This is a genomic window from Bacteroides sp. f07, from assembly GCF_042854785.1.
In the GTDB taxonomy this organism is placed as follows: Bacteria; Bacteroidota; Bacteroidia; order Bacteroidales; family Bacteroidaceae; genus Bacteroides.
In genome coordinates, this window is record NZ_BAABXI010000001.1 from 355,363 (window position 1) to 377,186 (window position 21,824).

Sequence of the window (21,824 nt, forward strand, 5' to 3'; positions counted from 1 at the left end):
TCTCTCCATAGAGTCACAAAGCTACTAAAATTGTCGCTTACTCAGCGGATAACAGCTTGCTTTTTAACAATATATAAAATGAAATGTATAAAAAAACCGCTACGGTTGCCCGCAGCGGTTTTATCTATGTTAATCTTCTAATTAAGCGTTAACTGATGCCATGTGAGCGATCAAGTCAAGAACTTTGTTAGAGTAACCGATTTCGTTGTCATACCAAGATACAACTTTAACGAATGTATCAGTCAAAGCGATACCAGCTTTAGCATCGAAGATAGAAGTACGAGCATCACCCAAGAAGTCAGAAGAAACTACTGCATCTTCAGTGTAACCCAGAATACCTTTCAATTCGCCTTCAGAAGCTTCTTTCATAGCAGCGCAGATTTCAGCGTAGCTAGCCGGTTTAGCCAAGTTAACTGTCAAGTCAACTACAGATACGTCCAAAGTCGGAACACGCATAGACATACCAGTCAGTTTGCCGTTCAATGCAGGGATAACTTTACCTACAGCTTTAGCAGCACCAGTAGAAGAAGGGATGATGTTGCCAGAAGCAGCACGACCACCTCTCCAGTCTTTCATAGAAGGACCGTCAACTGTTTTCTGAGTAGCAGTTGTAGAGTGAACTGTAGTCATCAAACCGTCAAGGATACCGAACTTGTCGTTCAATACTTTAGCGATAGGAGCCAGACAGTTAGTAGTACAAGAAGCATTAGATACGAACTGAGTACCTTTAACGTATGTTTTTTCGTTTACACCGCAAACGAACATCGGAGTATCATCTTTAGAAGGAGCTGACATTACAACATATTTTGCACCAGCTTCAATGTGAGCCTGAGCTTTGTCTTTGCTCAAGAATAAACCTGTAGATTCAACAACGTATTCAGCTTCTACTTCATTCCATTTCAAGTCAGCCGGATTTCTTTCAGCTGTGATACGGATAGCTTGACCGTTAACGATCAATTTGCTGTTTTCAACATCTGCTTCGATAGTACCGTCGAACTGACCGTGCATTGTGTCATACTTCAACATATAAGCCAAGTAATCAACCGGGCAAAGGTCATTGATACCTACGATTTGAATATCGTTTCTTTTCATTGCAGCGCGGAAAACGAAACGTCCGATACGTCCGAATCCATTAATACCTACTTTAATCATTTTGTTTAAACTTTTAAGGGTTTTATAATATTTGTTCAAATATCTCTCGGTCTCCGCATTTGTTTTACTTTCAAATGCGGTGCAAAATTACAAAAATGTTTTTATATTCGCGCATTAAATTCACATTAAATATTGAAAAAGATGGGAAAGAGCACATTTTTACAGGACTTTAAGGCGTTTGCCATGAAAGGAAACGTTATCGACATGGCTGTCGGTGTAGTAATTGGTGGTGCGTTTGGAAAAATCGTATCATCATTGGTTGCTAATGTAATTATGCCTCCAATCGGCTTACTGGTTGGCGGTGTGAATTTTACGGATTTGAAATGGGTAATGAAAGCGGCTGAAGTAGGGGCCGACGGTAAAGAGATTGCGCCTGCAGTATCTTTGGATTACGGTCAGTTTCTGCAAGCAACTTTTGATTTTCTGATTATTGCCTTTGCCATATTCTTATTTATACGACTGCTGACTAAGTTGACGGCGAAGAAAAAAGAGGAAGCCGCAGCCGTACCACCCGCTCCACCGGTACCTACAAAAGAAGAAGTGTTACTGACGGAGATTCGCGATTTGCTGAAAGAAAAGAGTATTTGAGCTAATTAAAATAAAGGAGATTTCAAGTGTTATCTTGTGAATCTCCTTTATTTTTTTCTTCATTATTATATAGATTGCGTACTTTTTCCTACTTTTGCAGACCATTTTATTCAAAATCCAACCATTAATATGCAGGAGAAAATAATAATTCTTGATTTTGGTTCGCAGACTACACAGCTTATAGGCCGTCGTGTCCGCGAATTGGACACGTATTGCGAAATTGTTCCTTACAACAAATTTCCTAAGGAAGATACAACAATTAAAGGGGTAATCCTTTCGGGAAGCCCTTTTTCTGTTTATGACAAAGATGCTTTTAAAGTCGATTTGAGCGAGATTCGCGGTAAATATCCTATATTGGGTATCTGCTATGGAGCACAGTTTATGTCGTATACCAATGGCGGAAAAGTAGAGCCGGCTGGTACGCGCGAATACGGACGTGCTCATCTGGCTTCTTTCTGCAAGGATAATGTGTTGTTCAAAGGAGTTCGTGACGGTTCGCAGGTATGGATGAGTCACGGTGATACGATTACGGCTATTCCGGATAATTTTAAGAAAATCGCTTCGACGGATAAAGTAGAGATTGCTGCTTATCAGATAGAAGGTGAGGATGTATGGGGTGTGCAGTTTCATCCTGAAGTGTTTCACAGTGAAGACGGTACACAGATTCTGAAGAATTTCGTGGTGGATGTTTGCGGTTGCAAGCAAGACTGGTCGCCTGCTTCCTTTATCGAAAGCACGGTTGCCGAATTGAAAGCTCAGTTGGGCGATGATAAAGTAGTACTCGGTTTGAGTGGTGGCGTAGATTCTTCTGTTGCTGCGGTATTGCTGAACAAAGCCATTGGCAAGAATCTGACTTGTATCTTCGTAGATCATGGTATGCTACGTAAGAATGAGTTTAAGAACGTGATGGCTGATTACGAATGCCTCGGTCTGAATGTAATCGGCGTAGATGCCAGTGAGAAGTTCTTTTCCGAATTGGCCGGTGTGGCTGAGCCGGAAAGAAAGCGTAAGATTATAGGTAAAGGCTTTATTGATGTGTTCGATGTAGAAGCTCACAAGATAAAAGATGTGAAATGGCTGGCTCAGGGCACCATCTATCCGGATTGCATCGAATCATTGTCTATCACAGGAACAGTGATTAAGAGTCATCACAATGTAGGTGGTCTTCCTGAAAAAATGAATCTGAAATTGTGCGAACCGCTTCGTTTGTTGTTTAAGGATGAAGTTCGCCGTGTAGGTCGTGAATTGGGTATGCCGGAACATCTGATTACCCGTCATCCGTTCCCGGGGCCTGGCTTGGCTGTACGTATCTTGGGAGATATTACTCCGGAGAAAGTGCGTATCCTGCAAGATGCTGATGATATATTCATCCAGGGATTGCGTGACTGGGGATTGTATGATAAAGTTTGGCAGGCAGGAGTTATCTTATTGCCGGTACAGTCTGTTGGCGTAATGGGTGATGAACGTACCTATGAAAGAGCAGTTGCCTTGCGCGCCGTAACATCTACGGATGCCATGACTGCCGACTGGGCACATCTGCCCTATGAATTTATGGGTAAAGTTTCGAATGATATTATTAATAAGGTGAAGGGCGTGAACCGCGTGACTTATGATATCAGCTCCAAGCCACCGGCAACCATAGAATGGGAATAAAATATCCATCATAAGAAAAGCCTCAATGGGATTTCCCGTTGAGGCTTTTCTTATGATATGACTTGCTTGTTGTATTATATGTGTCAGCACTTGTGAAGCATCTGGATATTATTCTAAACTTATTAGATTAGCAGCCGTTGTGCATCCGGAATAAGAACCTCTTTCCGTCGCAATTCAACCAAACCGTTGTCTTGCAATTCATTAAGCGCTTTGGAAGTATTCAACCGGGTGTCGTCCAAATAGCGGGCAAGGTCGTCCATCTTAATTTTGAATATCTTTTCTCCTTGAGGCTTTTCGCAATGCAGCAGAAAAAAACGGATGATTTTGCTTTTCAAATCCAGTGTGGACTCTTCCCATAAACGTGAATAAAGGTTCTGTGCCCGATTGCTCACAATATTCATGTAGTTGAGCCGGAAGATTTCGTAGTTAAACAGGTCGCTGAGTACAAACGCTTTGCTGATGCTCACGGTGTGGGCTTCCGTATGCGCTATATAAGAAGAATTATAATTGGTATTCATTCCGAATAACGACTGCGGCTCTATCAGATAGGGCGCTTCCATTCGCTCAATGACAGTATAAATGTTTTCTTTGGAATTTGTGACGATTGAAACTTCGCCTTTCAGCAGAAAACGGAGCTGTGTACAAGGACTGCCACTTTCAATGATAGTTTCTCCCGCTTTATGCTTGATAAAGTGTAACTTTACCTTATCCAGTATGCTGGTGAAATCTTCATGGCAAAGACCTTGGAATAAAGGCAATTGGAGTAAAGTGTCGAACATCGTTTCCATACGTCGTAATCTCTTGTTAATCGTACAAATTTACTCATAATACAACACTGCTGTCAACATATGACCTCTCTTTTTGTTTTTTTTATTGTTTGAATGCATAAAAATAGAGTATATTTGCAGAAAAAAAGGAGGAAATTATGTTTGCAGGCTTCAATTGGCAACAGATGATCAGTGCGTTTATCGTACTTTTTGCGGTAATAGATATTATCGGTTCTATACCTATTATCATTAATCTGAAGGAAAAAGGGAAAGATGTGAATGCAATGAAAGCTACTGTCATCTCTTTTGTCTTGTTGATAGGATTTTTCTATGCGGGAGATATGATGCTGAAACTCTTCCATGTAGATATTGAATCGTTTGCCGTTGCAGGTGCATTTGTTATTTTCCTCATGTCTTTGGAAATGATTCTGGATATTGAGATTTTCAAGAATCAGGGTCCTATCAAAGAAGCCACTTTGGTGCCGCTTGTCTTTCCTTTGCTGGCAGGTGCCGGGGCTTTCACTACATTACTTTCCCTGCGGGCGGAATATGCCAGTATTAATATTATCATAGCCTTGGTGTTGAATATGATTTGGGTTTACTTCGTGGTAAGTATGACCGGACGTGTGGAGCGTTTTCTCGGAAAAGGCGGTATTTACCTTATCCGTAAATTCTTCGGCATCATTCTGCTGGCTATTTCAGTAAGGCTGTTTACTGCAAATATAACCTTGCTGATTGAGGCGTTGCATAAGTCCTGACAGGAAGTTGCTGTATACCTGTTTTATGTGTTTTCGCCTTCTTCCGGAGTTGTTGCTGCTTCGCTGGCTTCTTCCTCCTCCTCTTCATCTGCAAAAGGTTCCGGTCGTTGAGGCCCGTGATTTACGAAGGCAAATGCGCAGAGCACTCCCATGATTCCACCGCTGAGATGCCCTTCCCACGACATATTGGCGGGAGAGAAGTAGGGAAACATATGCCAGATAATCCCGCCATATAAAAAGGTGACAAGCAGTGAAATGGCAATAAGCGGGACATATTTGCGGAGAATACCGCTGAAAAAGAGAAAGAAAGCCAGTCCGTAGATAAGTCCGCTGGCACCGATATGCCATCCCGGTTTACCTATTATAAAGGTGAGCAGTCCCGCGCCGAGCCAGATAAGCACAAAAATTCTGCCGGCTATTCCCCGGTAAAAGTAAAAAAGACACCAGGAAAGAAAAAATAAAGGGAGTGTGTTTGCCAGTAGATGACTGAATCCGCTGTGTATCAGCGGATGAGTTAAAATACCGGTCAAACCACGCTTTTCCATAGGGTATACCCCCAGATGGGAGAAGTCCCAGTCCATCCCGACTTCGAGCAACTTGAGTATGTATAATATGAAAATTAAGAACAAGGGCTTTGCGGCAGCCACCATGATACGCTGAATATCTTGCTTCATGACATTCTTTTCTTTAGATATTTTACGCAATACTACGAATATTTGCACAAAATCTGAAAATAAAAAGGCTTTTTATTTTTGTTTTTATCTATAATTTGTACATTTGGGCGTTATACCTGTTGTATATACTGTTACAGCCGATATATATGCGGTGTAACATAGATATATATACAATAATAATAGCCAATAATTAACCTTTAAATAATGCACAACTATGAGTTATTTACGATTTGACAAGACCCTCATGACGAATCTGGAAGAATCTCTTCAGAGAGAAATACTCCGGACGAACAAGGCAGGAGCTTATCATTGTACAACGATTGTTGATTGTAACACACGCAAATATCACGGCCTGTTGGTGATTCCTGTTCCCAATCTCGACGATGAAAATCATGTGCTGCTATCTTCTCTTGATGAAACGGTAATTCAACACGGTGCAGAGTTTAACCTGGGATTGCATAAATATCAAGGAAACAACTTTAGTCCCAACGGACACAAGTATATCCGCGAGTTTGATTGTGAGCATATCCCGGCGACGACTTACCGTGTTGGAGGTGTGGTTCTCCGCAAAGAAAAAATTTTTGTACATCATGAAAACAGAATCCTGATTCGTTATACTTTGCTCGATGCGCACTCGGCAACGACGTTGCGTTTCCGCCCGTTCCTCGCTTTCAGAAGCGTACGCGAGTACACTCACGAAAACGCACAGGCAAGCCGCGAGTATCAACTTGTGGAAAACGGTATAAAGACGTGTATGTATCCCGGTTATCCGGAACTTTACATGCAGTTGAACAAGAAGTGTGAGTTCCACTTTCAGCCCGACTGGTATCGTGGTATTGAATACCCGAAAGAACAGGAACGCGGATATGACTTCAATGAAGACCTTTATGTTCCCGGTTATTTCGAGGTGGATATCAAGAAAGGCGAGAGTATCGTGTTCTCTGCCGGAATTTCGGAAACATCCCCTCGCAGACTGAAGCAGACCTTTGAAGCGGAAGTGGCTGACCGTACGCCACGCGACAGCTTCTACCACTGTCTGAAAAATTCAGCCCACCAATTCCATAACCAGCAGGAAGGAGAACATTATATCCTTGCCGGTTATCCCTGGTTCAAATGCCGTGCGCGTGATATGTTCATTGCGTTGCCGGGACTGACACTTGCCTTGGATGAAGTTGATGAATTTGAGGATGTAATGAAAACGGCGGAAAAGGCGGTTCGTAACTTTATCAACGAAGAGCCTGTCGGATACAAGATTTATGAAATGGAGCATCCTGATGTCCTGCTTTGGGCGGTCTGGGCTTTGCAGCAATATGCTAAAGAGACTTCGCGCGAACAATGCCGCCAGAAATATGGAAAACTCCTGAAAGATATTATGGAGTTTATCCGCCAGCGGAAACATGATAATCTCTTCCTGCATGAGAACGGATTGCTTTATGCCAATGGCACGGAAAAAGCGATTACATGGATGAACTCTACAGTGAACGGACATCCGGTGATTCCACGTACGGGATATATTGTTGAGTTTAACGCCTTGTGGTATAATGCATTGCGCTTTGTGGCGGATTTGTCGCGTGAGGGTGGTGATGTATATCTGGCAGATGAACTCGATGCGCAGGCAGAAGTGACAGGAAAGTCATTTGTCGATGTATTCCGCAATGAATACGGGTATCTGCTTGATTATGTGGATGGCAATATGATGGATTGGAGTGTACGTCCCAATATGATATTTACCGTGGCATTTGATTACTCTCCGCTAGACCGGGCGCAAAAGAAACAAGTGCTCGATATTGTGACCAAGGAATTGCTGACTCCTAAGGGAATACGTTCCTTGAGCCCGAAGAGTGGGGGATATAATCCGAATTATGTCGGACCGCAGATACAGCGTGACTATGCATATCATCAGGGAACGGCTTGGCCTTGGCTGATGGGATTCTATTTGGAAGCTTATCTTCGGATTTATAAGATGAGCGGTCTGTCATTTGTGGAACGTCAACTGATTAGCTATGATGATGAAATGACAATCCATTGCGTTGGTTCCATTGCGGAATTGTTTGATGGAAATCCGCCTTTCAGGGGACGTGGCGCTGTATCATTTGCGATGAATGTGGCAGAAATCCTGCGTGTTTTGAAGCTGCTGTCTAAGTATTATTAAAAAAAGGAGGAACGAAGATGAAAGTTTTAATGTTTGGATGGGAATTCCCCCCAAAAATATATGGTGGTCTTGCAGTTGCTTCTTACGGAATAACTAAGGGATTGAGCTTGCAGGGTGATATGGAAACAATCTTCTGTATGCCTAAACCCTGTGGCGAAGAAGAACAGTTCTTGAAAATAATCGGTATGAATCAGGTGCCTGTCGTATGGCGTGACGTTAATTACGACTACCTGAAATCCCGCTTGCAGGCGCATATGTCACCGGAAGAGTATTACTCTTTCCGTGATCATATCTATGCTGATTTTTCTTATATGCATGTCAATGATTTGGGATGTATGGAGTTTGCCGGCGGTTACCCCGGAAACTTGCATGAAGAAATCAATAATTTCTCCATAATAGCCGGAGTAGTTGCTCGTCAGCAGGAATTTGACATTATTCATGCACATGACTGGCTGACTTATCCTGCCGGTGTACATGCCAAGATGGTAAGCGGCAAGCCGCTTTGTATCCATGTGCATGCTACGGATTTTGACCGTTCCCGCGGCAAAGTCAATCCTACTGTTTATTCGATAGAGAAGAACGGCATGGATCATGCCGACTGTATCATGTGCGTGTCCGAGCTGACCCGCCGAACGGTTATTAACGAGTATCATCAGGATCCGAGAAAGGTATTTGCCATGCACAATGCCGTTTATCCGTTGTCACAAGAGCTTTTGGATATTCCGCGTCCCGATCATTCTAAAGAGAAGGTGGTTACTTTCCTCGGACGTATTACCATGCAGAAAGGGCCGGAGTACTTTGTGGAAGCTGCCGCGCTTGTATTGAAACGCACCCGTAATATCCGTTTCGTAATGGCGGGTTCGGGTGATATGCTGAATGCCATGATTAATCTGGCGGCAGAACGCGGCATTGCCGACCGTTTCCACTTCCCGGGCTTTATGAAAGGTAAACAAGTATATGAGGTTTATAAGAATAGTGACGTATTTGTCATGCCTTCTGTCTCCGAGCCTTTCGGTATCGCTCCTTTGGAAGCTATGCAATGTGGAACGCCTTCCATCATTTCCAAGCAATCGGGCTGTGGTGAAATTCTCGACAAGGTGATTAAGACCGACTACTGGGATATTCATGCTATGGCGGATGCTATCTATTCCATCTGTACGAATCCATCTCTTTTCCAATATCTCCAGGAAGAAGGAAAGAAAGAGGTTGACGGAATTACTTGGGAAAAAGTAGGTTTAAGAATCCGTGCTCTTTACGAGGATGTGTTAAGAAACTATGGTAAATAACGAAACAATATACAAAAATGAGAACTATCTGTCTTTATTTTGAGATACATCAAATTATACATTTGAAACGCTACCGTTTCTTTGATATCGGTAATGATCATTATTATTACGATGATTATGCGAATGAAACGGGCATGAATGAAGTGGCCGAACGTTCATATATTCCTGCTCTCAGCACATTGATTGAGATGGCGAAGAATTCGGGCGGTGCTTTTAAGGTTGCGCTGTCCATTTCGGGAGTAGCTTTGGAACAACTCGAGATCCATGCTCCGGCAGTGATTGACTTATTACATCAATTGAATGATACTGATTGTTGTGAGTTCCTTTGTGAACCTTATTCACATGGCTTGTCTTCACTTGCCAATGAAGATTGCTTCCGTGAAGAAGTGCTTCGTCAGCGTGATAAGATGAAACAGATGTTTGGAAAGGAACCGAAAGTGTTCCGTAATTCCAGTTTGATTTATTCGGATGAGATTGGCGGCTTGGTGGCTTCTATGGGTTTCAAGGGAATGTTGACTGAAGGTGCCAAGCATGTGTTGGGATGGAAGAGCCCGCATTATGTATACCACTGTAATCAGGCTCCGAGCCTCAAACTTCTATTGAGAGATTTCAAACTGTCGGATGATATAAGTTTGCGTTTTTCTAATTCGGATTGGGCGGAATATCCTTTGTTTGCAGACAAATATATCAATTGGATTGATGCATTGCCACAGGAGGAACAGGTTATCAATATCTTTATGGAGTTGAGTGCGCTGGGTATGGCTCAGCCGTTATCTTCCAATATCCTCGAATTCTTGAAAGCGTTGCCGGAATGTGCGAAAGCGAAAGGTATTACTTTCTCTACGCCAACTGAAATCGTGACGAAGTTGAAATCTGTTTCCCAGCTTGATGTTGCTTATCCGATGTCATGGGTGGACGAAGAAAGGGATACTAGCTGCTGGCTGGGTAATGTTATGCAACGTGAAGCTTTTAATAAATTGTATAGTGTAGCAGAGCGTGTTCATTTGAGTGACGATCGTCGTATCAAGCAGGACTGGGACTATTTGCAGGCCAGCAATAATTTCCGTTTCATGACTACAAAGAATAACGGTATGTGGTTGAATCGTGGTATCTATGACTCTCCTTACGATGCTTTCACTAACTACATGAATATTTTAGCTGACTTTATCAAACGGGTAGACTCATTGTATCCTTCAGATGTTGACAGTGAAGAACTTAACTCTTTGTTGACTACGATTAAGAATCAAGGTGACGAAATCACTGAGTTGGAGAAAGAGGTTGAGAGGTTGCAGGCGAAAGTTGCAAAGGAAGCCGCTAAAAAGGCTACGGTAAAGAAGCAGACTGCTGCTACTAAAGATCCGGTGGCTAAAGCTGCTACTAAGAAAGCTGCAATTAAACCAGTTGCTGAACTAAAGAAACCGGCGGGCAGGACTAAGAAAGTTGCTGCAAAGAAGGAAGAATAGGTCTAATGCTTTGTTGTTGATAGATTAAAAACCGTGAGCTTGATGGAAATTGAGCTCACGATTTTTTTATTGTTATATTGAGAATGTCCAGGAAATATGTAAGCCATATAAATTTGTCATTCAGAACGTATGAAAAATCTCTTTTTTATTAAATCTGAGAGCAGCTTTTCGGCAAACTCAGGATGACAAAGTAAGATGATAGTAAATGTTATCTTTTTTGGGGGCTATATCTATAAAATAGTAACGCAGATTACATCAAGTAATCCGCGTTATTATTTTATAGATGTTTTCTATGATTTCTTATTTTGATTGAGACTGTGGCTTTTTAAAACTTGTAGATACAACTTCAAGTTGCAATACATTAGCGGGGTTAGTTCCACCTTTCAGGCGTGCATAGCTCGGTTTCAAGTCATGTTGTATACTTATAATCTGACTAGAGCCGTTACCGTAGTAGTTATTGCTTGAAGAAGAATCTTTGGTAACAAGTACCGGAATAAGTACAAATTTATCCCATTCAGTTAATTCTTTCCAAATTCCAATCTCCTCAACTTTTTGCTCTATTTTAGGACCTTTCGGATCATCCGGATCAGGTATTGAAACCATTATAAAACCTTTATCGTCTATTTCTTTCTGCGCAGCTGTGCTATCTGCTAAACATTTATTTATCATTTGTGTGATATTATTAAATGTATATTGTGTAAAGCTAGATGTTGAAGATGAATTATCAAATAAAGAGGAGGTTATACCGTCACTCAACTTATTATTCTTAAAGAAATCATCTTTATCGTTTTTACGTATTAGCAAAACGCTCCTAGGAACAGACATACCAAATTTCTTGTTATTTGTTTCATTGTAGATAGGAATACCTAATTTAACGGCATTCAAAATGTCGCCATCAAGTTGGCTGTTTATTTTACCAATAGGCAGGGTTACTTGAGTAAATATTCCTGCAGGACTTTTTATATAAGTCCAATCAGGATTGTCAATACATGCCTGAATAGCATCTTTTTCATTATTCAAACTATTTGCCTGAATTACTTCACGAGTAGAAGTAAACATACGATACCCATAATAAGTGGAGTCTTTGCTTTCTCCATCATGTATTACTTTCCTTTGTAATATAGAACCTGTAATCGTGTCTACTGCATAACATTTATATACTACATTCATTTGGATTTGGTCTATATAAAGTACTGTGCCGTCACCATAGTCACTCTTTACATAGAGTCCTTTAATAGCCTCTTTAAGTGTCTTTCTATCAAAGTTTGCTCCTGCTTTATAGGCTTCTTCTATTATTTTTTTACCTATTTCTTTAGCAGCCTTATCTTCAAAAGTAACATGCACGCTAGGAACATATGTGCTAAGATTCCGAATAGAGTCTTTAATAGATAGATCAACAGCTGTATAAGCTTTGGTTCCTAACGGTTTTTCTAGAGGATTATAAAATTCTTCAGGGTTAATGTCCGTATAATACGCATCGTCCTCACTAAGCTCTTTTCCTAATTTGTAAACACTTAAGCGGGAAGCTGTTAGTGAGTCTCCGAAATAGCTATCGTACCACAAATAAAGTTCAATTGTGTGGATATTGCCTATAAGTTCACCGTTATTGTACACAAACTCAAGTCCTTCTTTATCTATAGGGTCTCCACCTTCGCCTACCATCGTCTGTGTAGGTTTGTTTTTGTTGTCGAGAGATGTATTCTTTTCATAATTATATACTCCGGGGAACGTCATCCCTTTGGAACAATTCAGTTCAGCCAAAAATCCCGCCTGGTAAGTACCAAACAGGTCATCAGTAAACTTTCCTACATAGCCGATGTTACTCATTGCATAAATCTGACCTGCATGAATAGATTCCGTTGTAACAGGGAATGTCGTCAGTTTTCCATTAATATCTTGGTCACTTCCCGGAAACATTCCCAGTCCTAATCCTGCTGTGTTATCATCACAACCGAAAAACGTGATTGCCAGTAAAGCTATTAAGGCGTATTTTGCTTTCATGATCGTCGTATCTTGATTTTTATTCTTCTTCGTTGTTGCTGGAAGTGGCATCCCATACCTGGTCGTAAAACTCGTTGCAAGCGTCTGCATAGTTTTCCGGAGCCTGGTAATCAAGTACCAATTTGCCTGATTGGCGGGCGTATTCGATGATAGACTCATCTACCTTTTCACTATTCTGTATTACTCCGTCGGAGTAGTCAACAGCAAGTTTGCAAAGAGCAGCGTAATCTACCGGTTCTTTCAAATCCCCCAAGTCTTTCTTTGAAATACCCTTCAGCATCAGCTTTGTGGCGAAGTCGTCGCTAAGTGTATTCTTGAAGTCGTCCTCATAAACAGAGAAAACAACCTTGGCATCACGGAAAGAAGGCTCGTCTTTGTAGGCTTTCTTAATATAAAGAGGAGCCAGAGCCGTCATCCAGCCATGGCAATGGATTACATCCGGACACCAGCGAAGTTTCTTCACTGTTTCCAGTACACCTCGTGCATAGAAGATAGCGCGGCTGTCGTTATCATCATATTCCACGCCATTTTCGTCCGCTGTCTGCATACGGTTCTGGAAATAATCATCGTTGTCGATGAAATATACCTGCATGCGTGCGGATTGGATGGAAGCGACTTTTATAATCAGTGGGTGATCAGTATCGTCGATAATCAGGTTCATACCGGAGAGGCGAATCACTTCATGCAGTTGGTTCCTGCGCTCGTTGATGTTTCCCCATTTGGGCATGAAAGTTCTGATTTCACGGCCTTTTTCTTGTATCGCCTGTGGAAGGTTCCTACCTATATTGGCCATTTCGGATTCTGAAACGTAAGGTGTAATCTCTTGAGTAATAAATAAAACTTTATTCGCCTTTGTCATAATAACAATAGTTCTCTATAATATTCTGCAAAGATACGAAAAAAAAGACACATTAAATAAGATATTCTTTCTTTATGTGGCAAATATTAGTTTATTTTGCAGAGTTTTTGCAAACGAGTAAAACATAAACCAATTGACGAAAATGAAAATAGTGCACACTATCAAGGACTTACAGGCAAATTTGACTGCCCTGAGAGCCCAAGGTAAAACGGTAGGACTGGTTCCTACAATGGGTGCTTTACACGCGGGACATGCATCTCTGGTAAAGCGCAGCGTAAGTGAGAATGGTGTAACTGTTGTGAGTGTTTTTGTAAATCCCACACAGTTTAACGATAAAAACGACTTGGAGAAATATCCGCGTACATTGGATGCAGACTGCCGTCTGTTGGAAGAATGTGGCGCTGCATTTGTGTTTGCTCCTTCCGTGAGCGAGATGTATCCGGAGCCGGACACCCGTCAATTCAGCTATGCTCCGTTGGATACAGTGATGGAAGGTGCGTTCCGTCCAGGGCATTTCAACGGTGTTTGTCAGATTGTCAGCAAGTTGTTTGACGCTGTGCAGCCGGACAAGGCTTATTTCGGCGAGAAAGATTTCCAGCAATTAGCAATTATTCGTGAGATGGTACGCCAATTGCAATATAAGCTCGAAATAGTAGGCTGTCCGATTGTGCGTGAAGAAGACGGACTGGCATTGAGCAGCCGTAACAAGCGTTTATCTGCACAAGAACGTGAAAATGCTTTAAATATTTCTCAGACCTTATTTAAAAGTCGTAACTTTGCAGCCACTCATACGGTGAGTGAAACGCAGAAGATGGTTGAGGATGCGATTGAAGCTGCTCCGGGCTTGCGGTTGGAGTATTTTGAAATCGTAGACGGAAATACATTGCAGAAGATAAATGATTGGGAAGATACTTCCTATGCAGTGGGATGCATCACGGTATTCTGCGGTGAAGTCCGACTGATTGATAACATTAAATATAAAGAATAACTAAAAAGACGAAACCTTATGATGATTGAAGTGTTGAAGTCGAAAATTCATTGCGCACGAGTTACAGAGGCCAACTTGAACTACATGGGTAGTATCACGATTGACGAGGACCTGCTGGATGCTGCGAACATGATTCCGGGAGAAAAAGTGTATATCGCTGACAATAACAACGGCGAACGCTTTGAAACCTACATTATCAAAGGTGAACGCGGCTCGGGTAAGATTTGCCTGAATGGTGCCGCTGCACGCAAGGTGCAACCGGATGATATTGTCATTATCATGTCCTACGCATTGATGGATTTTGAGGAAGCCAAGTCGTTCAAACCGGCTGTTATTTTTCCGGATCCTGCGACGAACAAAGTAGTGAAGTAAGAAAGTATCTCTGATATTTTAATAAAAAGAAAAGCCCCGTCTGCTCAGTGTAGACGGGGCTTTTCTTATCTCGTTTATGGTTATTTCCCAATGCTTGCTTTTATCTGTTCATTCATGGCGGCGGCAGCCTTGCGGCCGTCTCCCATTGCAAGAATGACCGTGGCTCCACCGCGAACAATGTCGCCACCCGCATAAATCATAGGGATGGAAGATTCCATATTGTCGTTGACAGCAATCGTCCCTTTGCGTCCCAATTCCAGTCCTTTGATTGAGCTCGGCACAATCGGGTTGGGCGATACGCCGACACTTACGATAGCCAAATCAATATCGATCGTTTCTGTTGCACCAGGAATAGCTACAGGGCTACGACGTCCGGAATCGTCCGGTTCGCCCAATTCCATCTTTTGCAGGATAACCTGTTTTACGCAACCCTGCTCATCAGCGATATATTCGAGCGGATTATGCAGTGTCAGGAATTCTACTCCCTCTTCCTTGGCATGCTTTACCTCTTCGATACGTGCGGGCATTTCTTCTTCCGAACGGCGGTAGATAATCATGGCGCGTTCAGCTCCCAGACGTTTTGCCGTACGGACGGAGTCCATAGCGGTATTACCGCCGCCAATCACCGCAACATTCTTACCGAAAGTTACCGGGGTATCAGAGTCTTCACTGGCAGCATCCATCAGATTGACACGCGTAAGGTATTCGTTGGACGACATGATATTGATGGAATTTTCTCCAGGGATATTCATAAAGTTGGGCAGACCGGCACCGGAAGCCACGAATATGCCTTTGTAGCCTTCCTCTTTTAGGTCTTCTACGCTGATCGTCTTTCCTACGATGCAGTCTTTGACAAAGTTAACCCCCATCTTGGCGAGGTTTTCAATTTCTACATCTACAATCTTGTTAGGCAGACGAAATTCGGGGATACCATATTTCAATACACCGCCGATTTCGTGCAATGCTTCGAATACGGTTACGTCATATCCATATTTCGCCATATCTCCGGCAAATGCCAGTCCGGCAGGGCCCGAACCGATAACAGCTATTTTTATACCGTTTTTATCTGCGATGACGGGAACAGAAATCTGTCCGCTTTCACGTTCATAATCAGCCGCGAAGCGTTCAAGATAACCGATAGCCACCGGCTTTTCATTCATTTTCAGATGAATACATTTGGATTCGCACTGTTTTTCCTGCGGACAAACACGACCGCAGACAGCCGGAAGCGCACTCGTCTCTTTCAGTGTCTTGGCAGCTTCGAGGAATTCTCCGCGTTCGATGTTCTTGATGAAGCGGGGAATGTCGATACCTACCGGACAGCCTTCCGTACATCCCGGATTGGCACAGTCGAGGCAGCGTTTGGCTTCTGTGACCGCCTGCTCTGCAGTCAACCCCTGGTTTACTTCCTCTTTGCGGCTATGTGAACGGTATTCTGCATCGAGTTCGTTCATTTCGACACGGGGAATGGCTGTACGTTCTTTCGGTTTCATTGATTTACGCAATTCTTGTCTCCATGCAGCATTGCGGCTCTTTTCGTCGATTTCTTTGGTCGCCTCACATTCAGGCTGCAACTTGTGCATTTCTTCGCGCTCGATTTTCTTGAACGCCCCCATACGTTTCAGCATTTCGTCAAAATCCACCTGATGACCGTCAAATTCGGGGCCGTCCACGCAAACGAATCTTGTTTTTCCGCCTACGGTGATGCGGCAGGCGCCGCACATTCCTGTTCCGTCCACCATGATGGTGTTTAACGAAACATCAGTCGGAATCTCATATTTTTTAGTCAGCAGACAAACGAATTTCATCATGATAGCAGGGCCGATAGCGAAGCATTTATCAACTTTTTCGCGTTTGATAACCTCTTCCACGCCTTCCGTCACCAGACCTTTGCGACCGTAAGAACCGTCGTCTGTCATGATGATTACTTCATCGGAGCTTTCGCGCATTTCTTTTTCCAGGATAATAAGGTCTTTGTTGCGTCCTGCCAATACGGTAATCACACGGTTGCCGGCAGCTTTCAAAGCCTGTACGATAGGAAGCATCGGAGCCACACCTACACCGCCACCGGCGCAAACCACTGTTCCGAACTTCTCAATATGTGTAGCTTGTCCCAACGGGCCTACTACGTCGGTAATGTAGTCGCCTTCGTTCAGTTCACAAAGGCGGGTGGAAGACAGTCCGACTTCCTGTATAACCAAAGTGATAGTGCCTTTCTTTACATCGGAACCGGCAATAGTCAAAGGCATACGTTCCCCTTTTTCGCCTACACGTACGATGACGAAATGGCCGGCCTTACGAGATTTAGCAATTAAAGGAGCTTCAATTTCAAATTTGAACACCTTCTCCGAAAAGCGTTCTTTGCTAATGATTTTGTTCATTATCTAATTAATTTGTTGGTTTTATTACGTAACTGCTAGCAGAATGTTATAAATTTCGGCAAAGATACGGCTTATTTACGAAAAACAAAAAGAAAAGCCACTCTTTTGATGAGTGGCTTCCTATATATGAGTGAATCTCTCTTTTTATTTCGTTCTGATTTTGTATCCGGCCACTCCGTAATATAGGATGAACAGGAAGCAGGGGAGACACAGCCAGTATGCCTGTTGGGGAGTGGCTACGTCTTTCAGCCAACCGTAAAGGGTGGGGATAACGGCTCCGCCGAACATTGCCATGATAAGCAATGACGAGCCTGCTTTCGTGAATTTGCCGAGGTCTGCCATGGCGAGCGGCCACAGTGCCGGCCACATCAGTGAGCATCCCAATGCCATAAACGAAATGAAATAGATGGAAATGTGGCTTGGAGTGAGTACTACCAGCAGTGAACCGATGATTGCCAGAATAGAGCAAATTTTCAAGGCTGTTGCCTGGCTGAGGTATTTCGGGATAAAGATGATACCGCAGATATAGCCGATAACAATACCGATAGGAGCAATCCATGCGTAGTTGGCAGCGCCTTCCAAGCCGAGTTCTTTGGCATAATCGACCAGCGTACCGAGTGAGACTGTTTCAACACCTACATAAAGGAACAGTGCCAGACAGCCCAACAGCAAGTGCGGGAACTGAAAAACGGAAGTTTTACTAGCAGCATACGGGCAGGCTTCGGCTTCGTCCTCGCTTTCATCTTCTCCGGCTGCTTTGACTTCGGGTAGCGGTGCGAAGAATGCCATGACACCCAAGGCGACAAAAGCGCAGATGATGATAATGAACGGCTTGCTCAAATCTTCAATACCAATCAGGCTGACATCTTTGCCCAGCAGCCATACAATGAAGATAGCAGGAATAGGCCACGCCAGCTTGTTGCAGATACCCATTATACTGATACGTTTTGCGGCACTGTCCAGTGGTCCCAGTATCGTAATATAAGGATTGACGGATGCTTGCAGATATGCATTGGCGGCTCCGCTGATGAAAGATGCCAACAGGAATAAGGTGAAGCTTTCCTGTGATGCCGACAGGATGAACAGGTAAAATGCCACAGCAAAAATAAAGAAAGACAGTGACATGGTACGTTTGTAGCCAATCGCCTTGATGGTGAGCCCGGCAGGATAGCCGAATACCAGGAATGGAATAAAGGTTGCAGCAATGATAAGGTAAGAAGCCGTGTTCGAGATTCCCAGTGATTTTTGTAGTACGGGAACCAATAGTGAATTAATTCCTAATGCGAAACCAATCGCGAAGAACATGATGCCGATGAATGTCAAAGGCAGTGCAAAACTCTTTGTGTTTTTTGTCATGGGGGTAAATCTGTTAAAAGGTTATGTAAAAAAACTCTTGTAAGAAGAACTTCCTTATTCTTACAAGAGTGAAAATTTCTTTTTTAGTCTATGATGTCGAAACCGCAGTACGGAACCAATGCTTTCGGAATTCTGATACCTTCCGGAGTCTGGTTGTTTTCGAGCAGAGCGGCAACGATACGCGGCAAAGCCAATGCGGAACCGTTCAATGTATGGCAAAGTTCGGTTTTCTTATCTGCGTTACGATAACGGCACTTCAAGCGGTTGGCCTGATAAGTGTCGAAATTGGATACGGAACTTACTTCCAACCAGCGTTTCTGTGCTTCGGAATATACTTCGAAGTCGAAGCAAAGCGCAGCGGTAAAGCTCATATCGCCGCCGCAAAGACGGAGAATGCGATACGGCAATTCCAGTTTCTGCAACAGGCCTTCTACATGATTCAGCATTTCCTGATGAGACTGTTTAGAGTGTTCCGGCTTGTCGATGCGCACTAATTCTACTTTGGAAAATTCGTGCAGACGGTTCAATCCGCGTACATCTTTACCGTAAGAACCGGCTTCGCGACGGAAACATTGCGTGTATGCGCAGTTCATAATCGGCAATTGTTTTTCTTCGAGTATTACATCACGATAGATATTGGTCACAGGAACTTCTGCTGTCGGAATCAGGTATAAGTCGTCTACTTCGCAATGGTACATCTGTCCCTCTTTGTCGGGAAGCTGGCCTGTACCATAACCGGAAGCGGTGTTGACTACTGTCGGCGGCATGATTTCGGTATATCCGGATTTGCGTGCTTCGTCGAGGAAGAAGTTGATAAGGGCACGTTGAAGTTGTGCGCCTTTACCTTTATATACAGGAAAACCTGCGCCTGTGATTTTAACTCCCAAGTCGAAGTCTATCAAATCGTATTTCTTTGCCAGTTCCCAGTGAGGGAGCGCGTCCTTGGGAAGTTCTGTTTCCATACCACCCATCTTTTCTACAACGTTGTCTTCGGCTCCTACACCTTCGGGCACTTCATCGTAAGGAACATTGGGAATGGTATAGAGGATATTCTGCATGTCGGTCGCAGCCTGCGTCATAGTGGCGTCCAGTTCTTTGTTGCCTTCTTTCAGTTCGGCAACGCGTGCGCGTGCAGATTCAGCCTCTTCTTTTTTGCCTTCCTTCATCAGTTGGCCGATAGTGCGTGAAAGCGAGTTGACTTCTGCCAGGTTTTTATCTAATTGGTTCTGCGTGCTACGTCTCTTGTCGTTTAGAGCGATCACTTGATCGATCGTTTCTTTTGCATTTTTGAAATGCTTCTTTTCCAGTCCGCGGAGTACCGCCTCTGTGTTTTCTGTAATTTGTTTAATGGTAAGCATATCTATACTTTTTATGAACTTTCGTTTAATGGATGCAAAGATAAAGAAAAAACGAACAATCAAGCAATGAAAACGGACATAAAAAAGAGAGGAGATGTAATCCTTTTCAGATTACATCTCCTTCTCTCGAATATTTTGGGTTATGCAATTATGCTTCAGTTGCAGGAACTACAGAAACATATCTTCTGTCTTCTCTACCAACTTTGAAACTAACTGTACCATCTACTAAAGCGAAAAGAGTGTGGTCTTTACCCATTCCGATGTTTTCACCCGGGTGGAATTCAGTACCTCTTTGACGAACGATGATGTTACCTGCTTTGCAAGCTTCGCCACCAAATATCTTAACGCCTAATCTCTTACTTTGTGATTCGCGGCCGTTCTTAGAACTACCGACACCTTTCTTGTGTGCCATTTCTTCTTACTTTTTAAATTGATTAAGCTACTACTTCTGTGATTGTTAACTCAGTGAACTGTTGACGGTGACCGTTCAGTTTTCTGTAACCTTTTCTTCTTTTCTTGTGGAAAACAAGAACTTTGTCGCCTTTAACCAAGTTTGAAACAACTTGGCAAACAACTTTAGCGCCTTCTACAACAGGAGCGCCTACAGTTACATTTCCGTCTTTGTCTACCAAAAGAACTTTTTCAAATTCTACTGTTGAACCGTTTTCTGCACCTTCGATGTGGTGAACGAACAACTTCTGACCAGCTTCTGCTTTAAACTGCTGACCGTTAATTTCTACAATTGCGTACATCTTATATATAAATGTATAAGTTAGCTCCGGCGGGTGGTCTTTAATCACTTAAAGAACTCTTTATCGAACCCGTTGCGGAATAATCGGGCACAAAAGTACTACTTTTATTCAATCCAAGCAAATGTTTCCGCTCTTTTTTTATTCAATAGGATTACTTTTTCTTCTCTACATAGTTTTTAAAACGCACAAACATCTGCCATCTACAACAATTTCGCTATAACTGTCAACTAATCAGGTTGTTATAGCGTTGCAGATACCTGTTGCAGATAGGTTGCAGAAACGGTATCTGCAACACACTCGTTATTGGTATTGAAAATCGGAAAGTAGGGGAAGACTTTCGTAATCTATAGGGGGACTTTGTGTTTCATGCCTTGAAACTGTTGGTTTCATACGGTGAAACACTTAGTTTCAAGCCGCTGAAACTTGAGTTTCAAGCGTTAGAAACTAAAGTGTCTAGCTGCGGAAACTGAAGTTTCCTGCCTTGGGTACAGGAGTTCCGACCGTTGAAACTGGAGTTTTGGCACAGGATGAGAGTAAAATCGCTATTAAACTTTTTCTGATCTCTTTTTAAAAGTTCTATTATGAGAAAAGAGCTAAACTAACTTTCCGAGATTCTCCATAATCATCCGATGTGGGTAAACACGAAGTTCGTCGGCAGTGGTCATTCCATTGAGTACGCCTGCAAAATCGACTCCTGCATTCCGGGCAGTTTCCGCATCTACGGTACTGTCACCGATGTATAATGTTTCTTGTGGGGTGCTTCCCAAATGTTCCAATGCAAAGAAAACCCCTTCGGGTGAAGGTTTTGCGGCTTTTACATCTTCTCCGCCTACCACTATATCAAGAAAGTCTTCCGGCAGATAATCGTCCAGGAAGCTCAATATGCGGAAACGGTATTTGGTAGAGATGATTCCGATGCGGGCACCTCGTGCCTTTAACGCTTTCAGTGTAGAAAGGGTGTCGGGGAAAAGACGGGTGTTCGCGTTCATGTGTACATCCGCTTCCAGTCTGTACTCCTGTCGGAAAGCTTCGAGTTGTGCCGGGTCAGTGATTCCGGTGAGAATGCTGAAAGACTCTTCCAGCGTTTTGCCGATAGTACGCTTGATGGCTTCATCGGTAACGGTTAAATACTGGTGGCGGGTGAGCACAATTCTGAAACATTTGACGATGCCACGTGACGAATCGGCTAGGGTATAGTCGAAATCGAATAAATAGGTGTTGTAGTTCATTGGGAAACTTTTCTGCAAAAGTACTAAATACTTTT

General features: G+C 43.0%; 19 protein-coding genes. 8 read left to right on the top strand and 11 right to left on the bottom strand.

The features are described from left to right. Positions 1-141: 141 nt before the first annotated feature. Positions 142-1,152, bottom strand: coding sequence for a type I glyceraldehyde-3-phosphate dehydrogenase (gene gap / locus ACGHVY_RS01535; protein WP_073347768.1), 1,011 nt, complete (start codon positions 1,150-1,152; stop codon positions 142-144). A gap of 141 nt (positions 1,153-1,293) precedes the next feature. Here gap and mscL point away from each other — a divergent pair, with 141 nt between their 5' ends. Together mscL and guaA are read left to right on the top strand one after the other, a co-directional pair. Next, positions 1,294-1,740, top strand: a complete 447-nt coding sequence (mscL, locus tag ACGHVY_RS01540) for a large-conductance mechanosensitive channel protein MscL (RefSeq protein WP_308746877.1) — start codon at positions 1,294-1,296, stop codon at positions 1,738-1,740. 129 nt (positions 1,741-1,869) lie between these two features. Continuing rightward, positions 1,870-3,393: a glutamine-hydrolyzing GMP synthase gene (gene guaA / locus ACGHVY_RS01545; RefSeq protein WP_308746876.1), complete on the top strand. Its 1,524-nt coding sequence runs from the start codon at positions 1,870-1,872 to the stop codon at positions 3,391-3,393. A gap of 122 nt (positions 3,394-3,515) precedes the next feature. Here the strand turns inward: guaA and ACGHVY_RS01550 are convergent, their stop codons facing one another. Further along, complete coding sequence (locus tag ACGHVY_RS01550; RefSeq protein WP_308746875.1) at positions 3,516-4,181, bottom strand: Crp/Fnr family transcriptional regulator; 666 nt, start codon at positions 4,179-4,181, stop codon at positions 3,516-3,518. A gap of 137 nt (positions 4,182-4,318) precedes the next feature. Here ACGHVY_RS01550 and ACGHVY_RS01555 point away from each other — a divergent pair, with 137 nt between their 5' ends. Continuing rightward, positions 4,319-4,918, top strand: coding sequence for a MarC family protein (locus tag ACGHVY_RS01555; protein ID WP_308746874.1), 600 nt, complete (start codon positions 4,319-4,321; stop codon positions 4,916-4,918). Between the two features lie 23 nt (positions 4,919-4,941). On the opposite strand, the gene ACGHVY_RS01560 is transcribed toward ACGHVY_RS01555, so the two are convergent. Beyond that, positions 4,942-5,592: a rhomboid family intramembrane serine protease gene (locus ACGHVY_RS01560; RefSeq protein ID WP_308746873.1), complete on the bottom strand. Its 651-nt coding sequence runs from the start codon at positions 5,590-5,592 to the stop codon at positions 4,942-4,944. A gap of 214 nt (positions 5,593-5,806) precedes the next feature. On the opposite strand from ACGHVY_RS01560, the gene ACGHVY_RS01565 reads away from it, so the two are divergent. The 3 genes from ACGHVY_RS01565 to ACGHVY_RS01575 are packed head-to-tail and all read left to right on the top strand — an operon-like array spanning position 5,807 to position 10,493. Then, on the top strand, positions 5,807-7,744 hold the full coding sequence (locus ACGHVY_RS01565; protein WP_390596666.1) for a glycogen debranching enzyme N-terminal domain-containing protein: 1,938 nt from the start codon (positions 5,807-5,809) through the stop codon (positions 7,742-7,744). Positions 7,745-7,761: 17 nt separating this feature from the next. Next, complete coding sequence (locus tag ACGHVY_RS01570; RefSeq protein ID WP_308746871.1) at positions 7,762-9,030, top strand: glycosyltransferase; 1,269 nt, start codon at positions 7,762-7,764, stop codon at positions 9,028-9,030. A gap of 17 nt (positions 9,031-9,047) precedes the next feature. Beyond that, positions 9,048-10,493, top strand: a complete 1,446-nt coding sequence (locus ACGHVY_RS01575) for a glycoside hydrolase family 57 protein (protein WP_390596669.1) — start codon at positions 9,048-9,050, stop codon at positions 10,491-10,493. 300 nt (positions 10,494-10,793) lie between these two features. Here ACGHVY_RS01575 and ACGHVY_RS01580 read toward each other — a convergent pair whose 3' ends face one another. Both ACGHVY_RS01580 and ACGHVY_RS01585 read right to left on the bottom strand, forming a co-directional pair. Beyond that, on the bottom strand, positions 10,794-12,494 hold the full coding sequence (locus tag ACGHVY_RS01580) for a DUF4270 domain-containing protein (protein WP_390596671.1): 1,701 nt from the start codon (positions 12,492-12,494) through the stop codon (positions 10,794-10,796). 19 nt (positions 12,495-12,513) lie between these two features. Beyond that, positions 12,514-13,353 (bottom strand): glycogen/starch synthase, encoded by an 840-nt coding sequence (locus ACGHVY_RS01585; RefSeq protein ID WP_390596674.1) that lies wholly within the window; start codon positions 13,351-13,353, stop codon positions 12,514-12,516. Between the two features lie 142 nt (positions 13,354-13,495). On the opposite strand from ACGHVY_RS01585, the gene panC reads away from it, so the two are divergent. Both panC and panD read left to right on the top strand, forming a co-directional pair. Next, entirely contained in the window at positions 13,496-14,341 is an 846-nt protein-coding gene (gene panC, locus ACGHVY_RS01590; RefSeq protein WP_308746868.1) for a pantoate--beta-alanine ligase, read from the top strand. Positions 14,342-14,359: 18 nt separating this feature from the next. Further along, positions 14,360-14,713, top strand: a complete 354-nt coding sequence (panD, locus tag ACGHVY_RS01595; RefSeq protein WP_004301789.1) for an aspartate 1-decarboxylase — start codon at positions 14,360-14,362, stop codon at positions 14,711-14,713. 80 nt (positions 14,714-14,793) lie between these two features. On the opposite strand, the gene ACGHVY_RS01600 is transcribed toward panD, so the two are convergent. The 6 genes from ACGHVY_RS01600 to ACGHVY_RS01625 all read right to left on the bottom strand — a co-directional run bounded on the left by ACGHVY_RS01600 (position 14,794) and on the right by ACGHVY_RS01625 (position 21,789). Continuing rightward, positions 14,794-17,094, bottom strand: coding sequence for a bifunctional dihydroorotate dehydrogenase B NAD binding subunit/NADPH-dependent glutamate synthase (locus tag ACGHVY_RS01600; RefSeq protein WP_390596677.1), 2,301 nt, complete (start codon positions 17,092-17,094; stop codon positions 14,794-14,796). 144 nt (positions 17,095-17,238) lie between these two features. After that, positions 17,239-18,450: a glucose/galactose MFS transporter gene (gene gluP, locus ACGHVY_RS01605; protein ID WP_308746867.1), complete on the bottom strand. Its 1,212-nt coding sequence runs from the start codon at positions 18,448-18,450 to the stop codon at positions 17,239-17,241. An 83-nt stretch (positions 18,451-18,533) separates the two neighbouring features. Then, complete coding sequence (gene serS, locus ACGHVY_RS01610; RefSeq protein WP_390596682.1) at positions 18,534-19,808, bottom strand: serine--tRNA ligase; 1,275 nt, start codon at positions 19,806-19,808, stop codon at positions 18,534-18,536. Positions 19,809-19,956: 148 nt separating this feature from the next. Then, positions 19,957-20,220, bottom strand: coding sequence for a 50S ribosomal protein L27 (rpmA, locus tag ACGHVY_RS01615; protein WP_065537887.1), 264 nt, complete (start codon positions 20,218-20,220; stop codon positions 19,957-19,959). Positions 20,221-20,242: 22 nt separating this feature from the next. After that, a complete protein-coding gene (gene rplU / locus ACGHVY_RS01620) occupies positions 20,243-20,560 on the bottom strand; it encodes a 50S ribosomal protein L21 (protein ID WP_024986326.1) in 318 nt (105 codons plus the stop codon). Between the two features lie 593 nt (positions 20,561-21,153). After that, positions 21,154-21,789 carry an HAD-IA family hydrolase gene (locus ACGHVY_RS01625; RefSeq protein WP_390596686.1) on the bottom strand — a complete coding sequence of 212 codons (636 nt, stop codon included), beginning with the start codon at positions 21,787-21,789 and terminating at the stop codon, positions 21,154-21,156. Between the last annotated feature and the right edge of the window lie 35 nt (positions 21,790-21,824).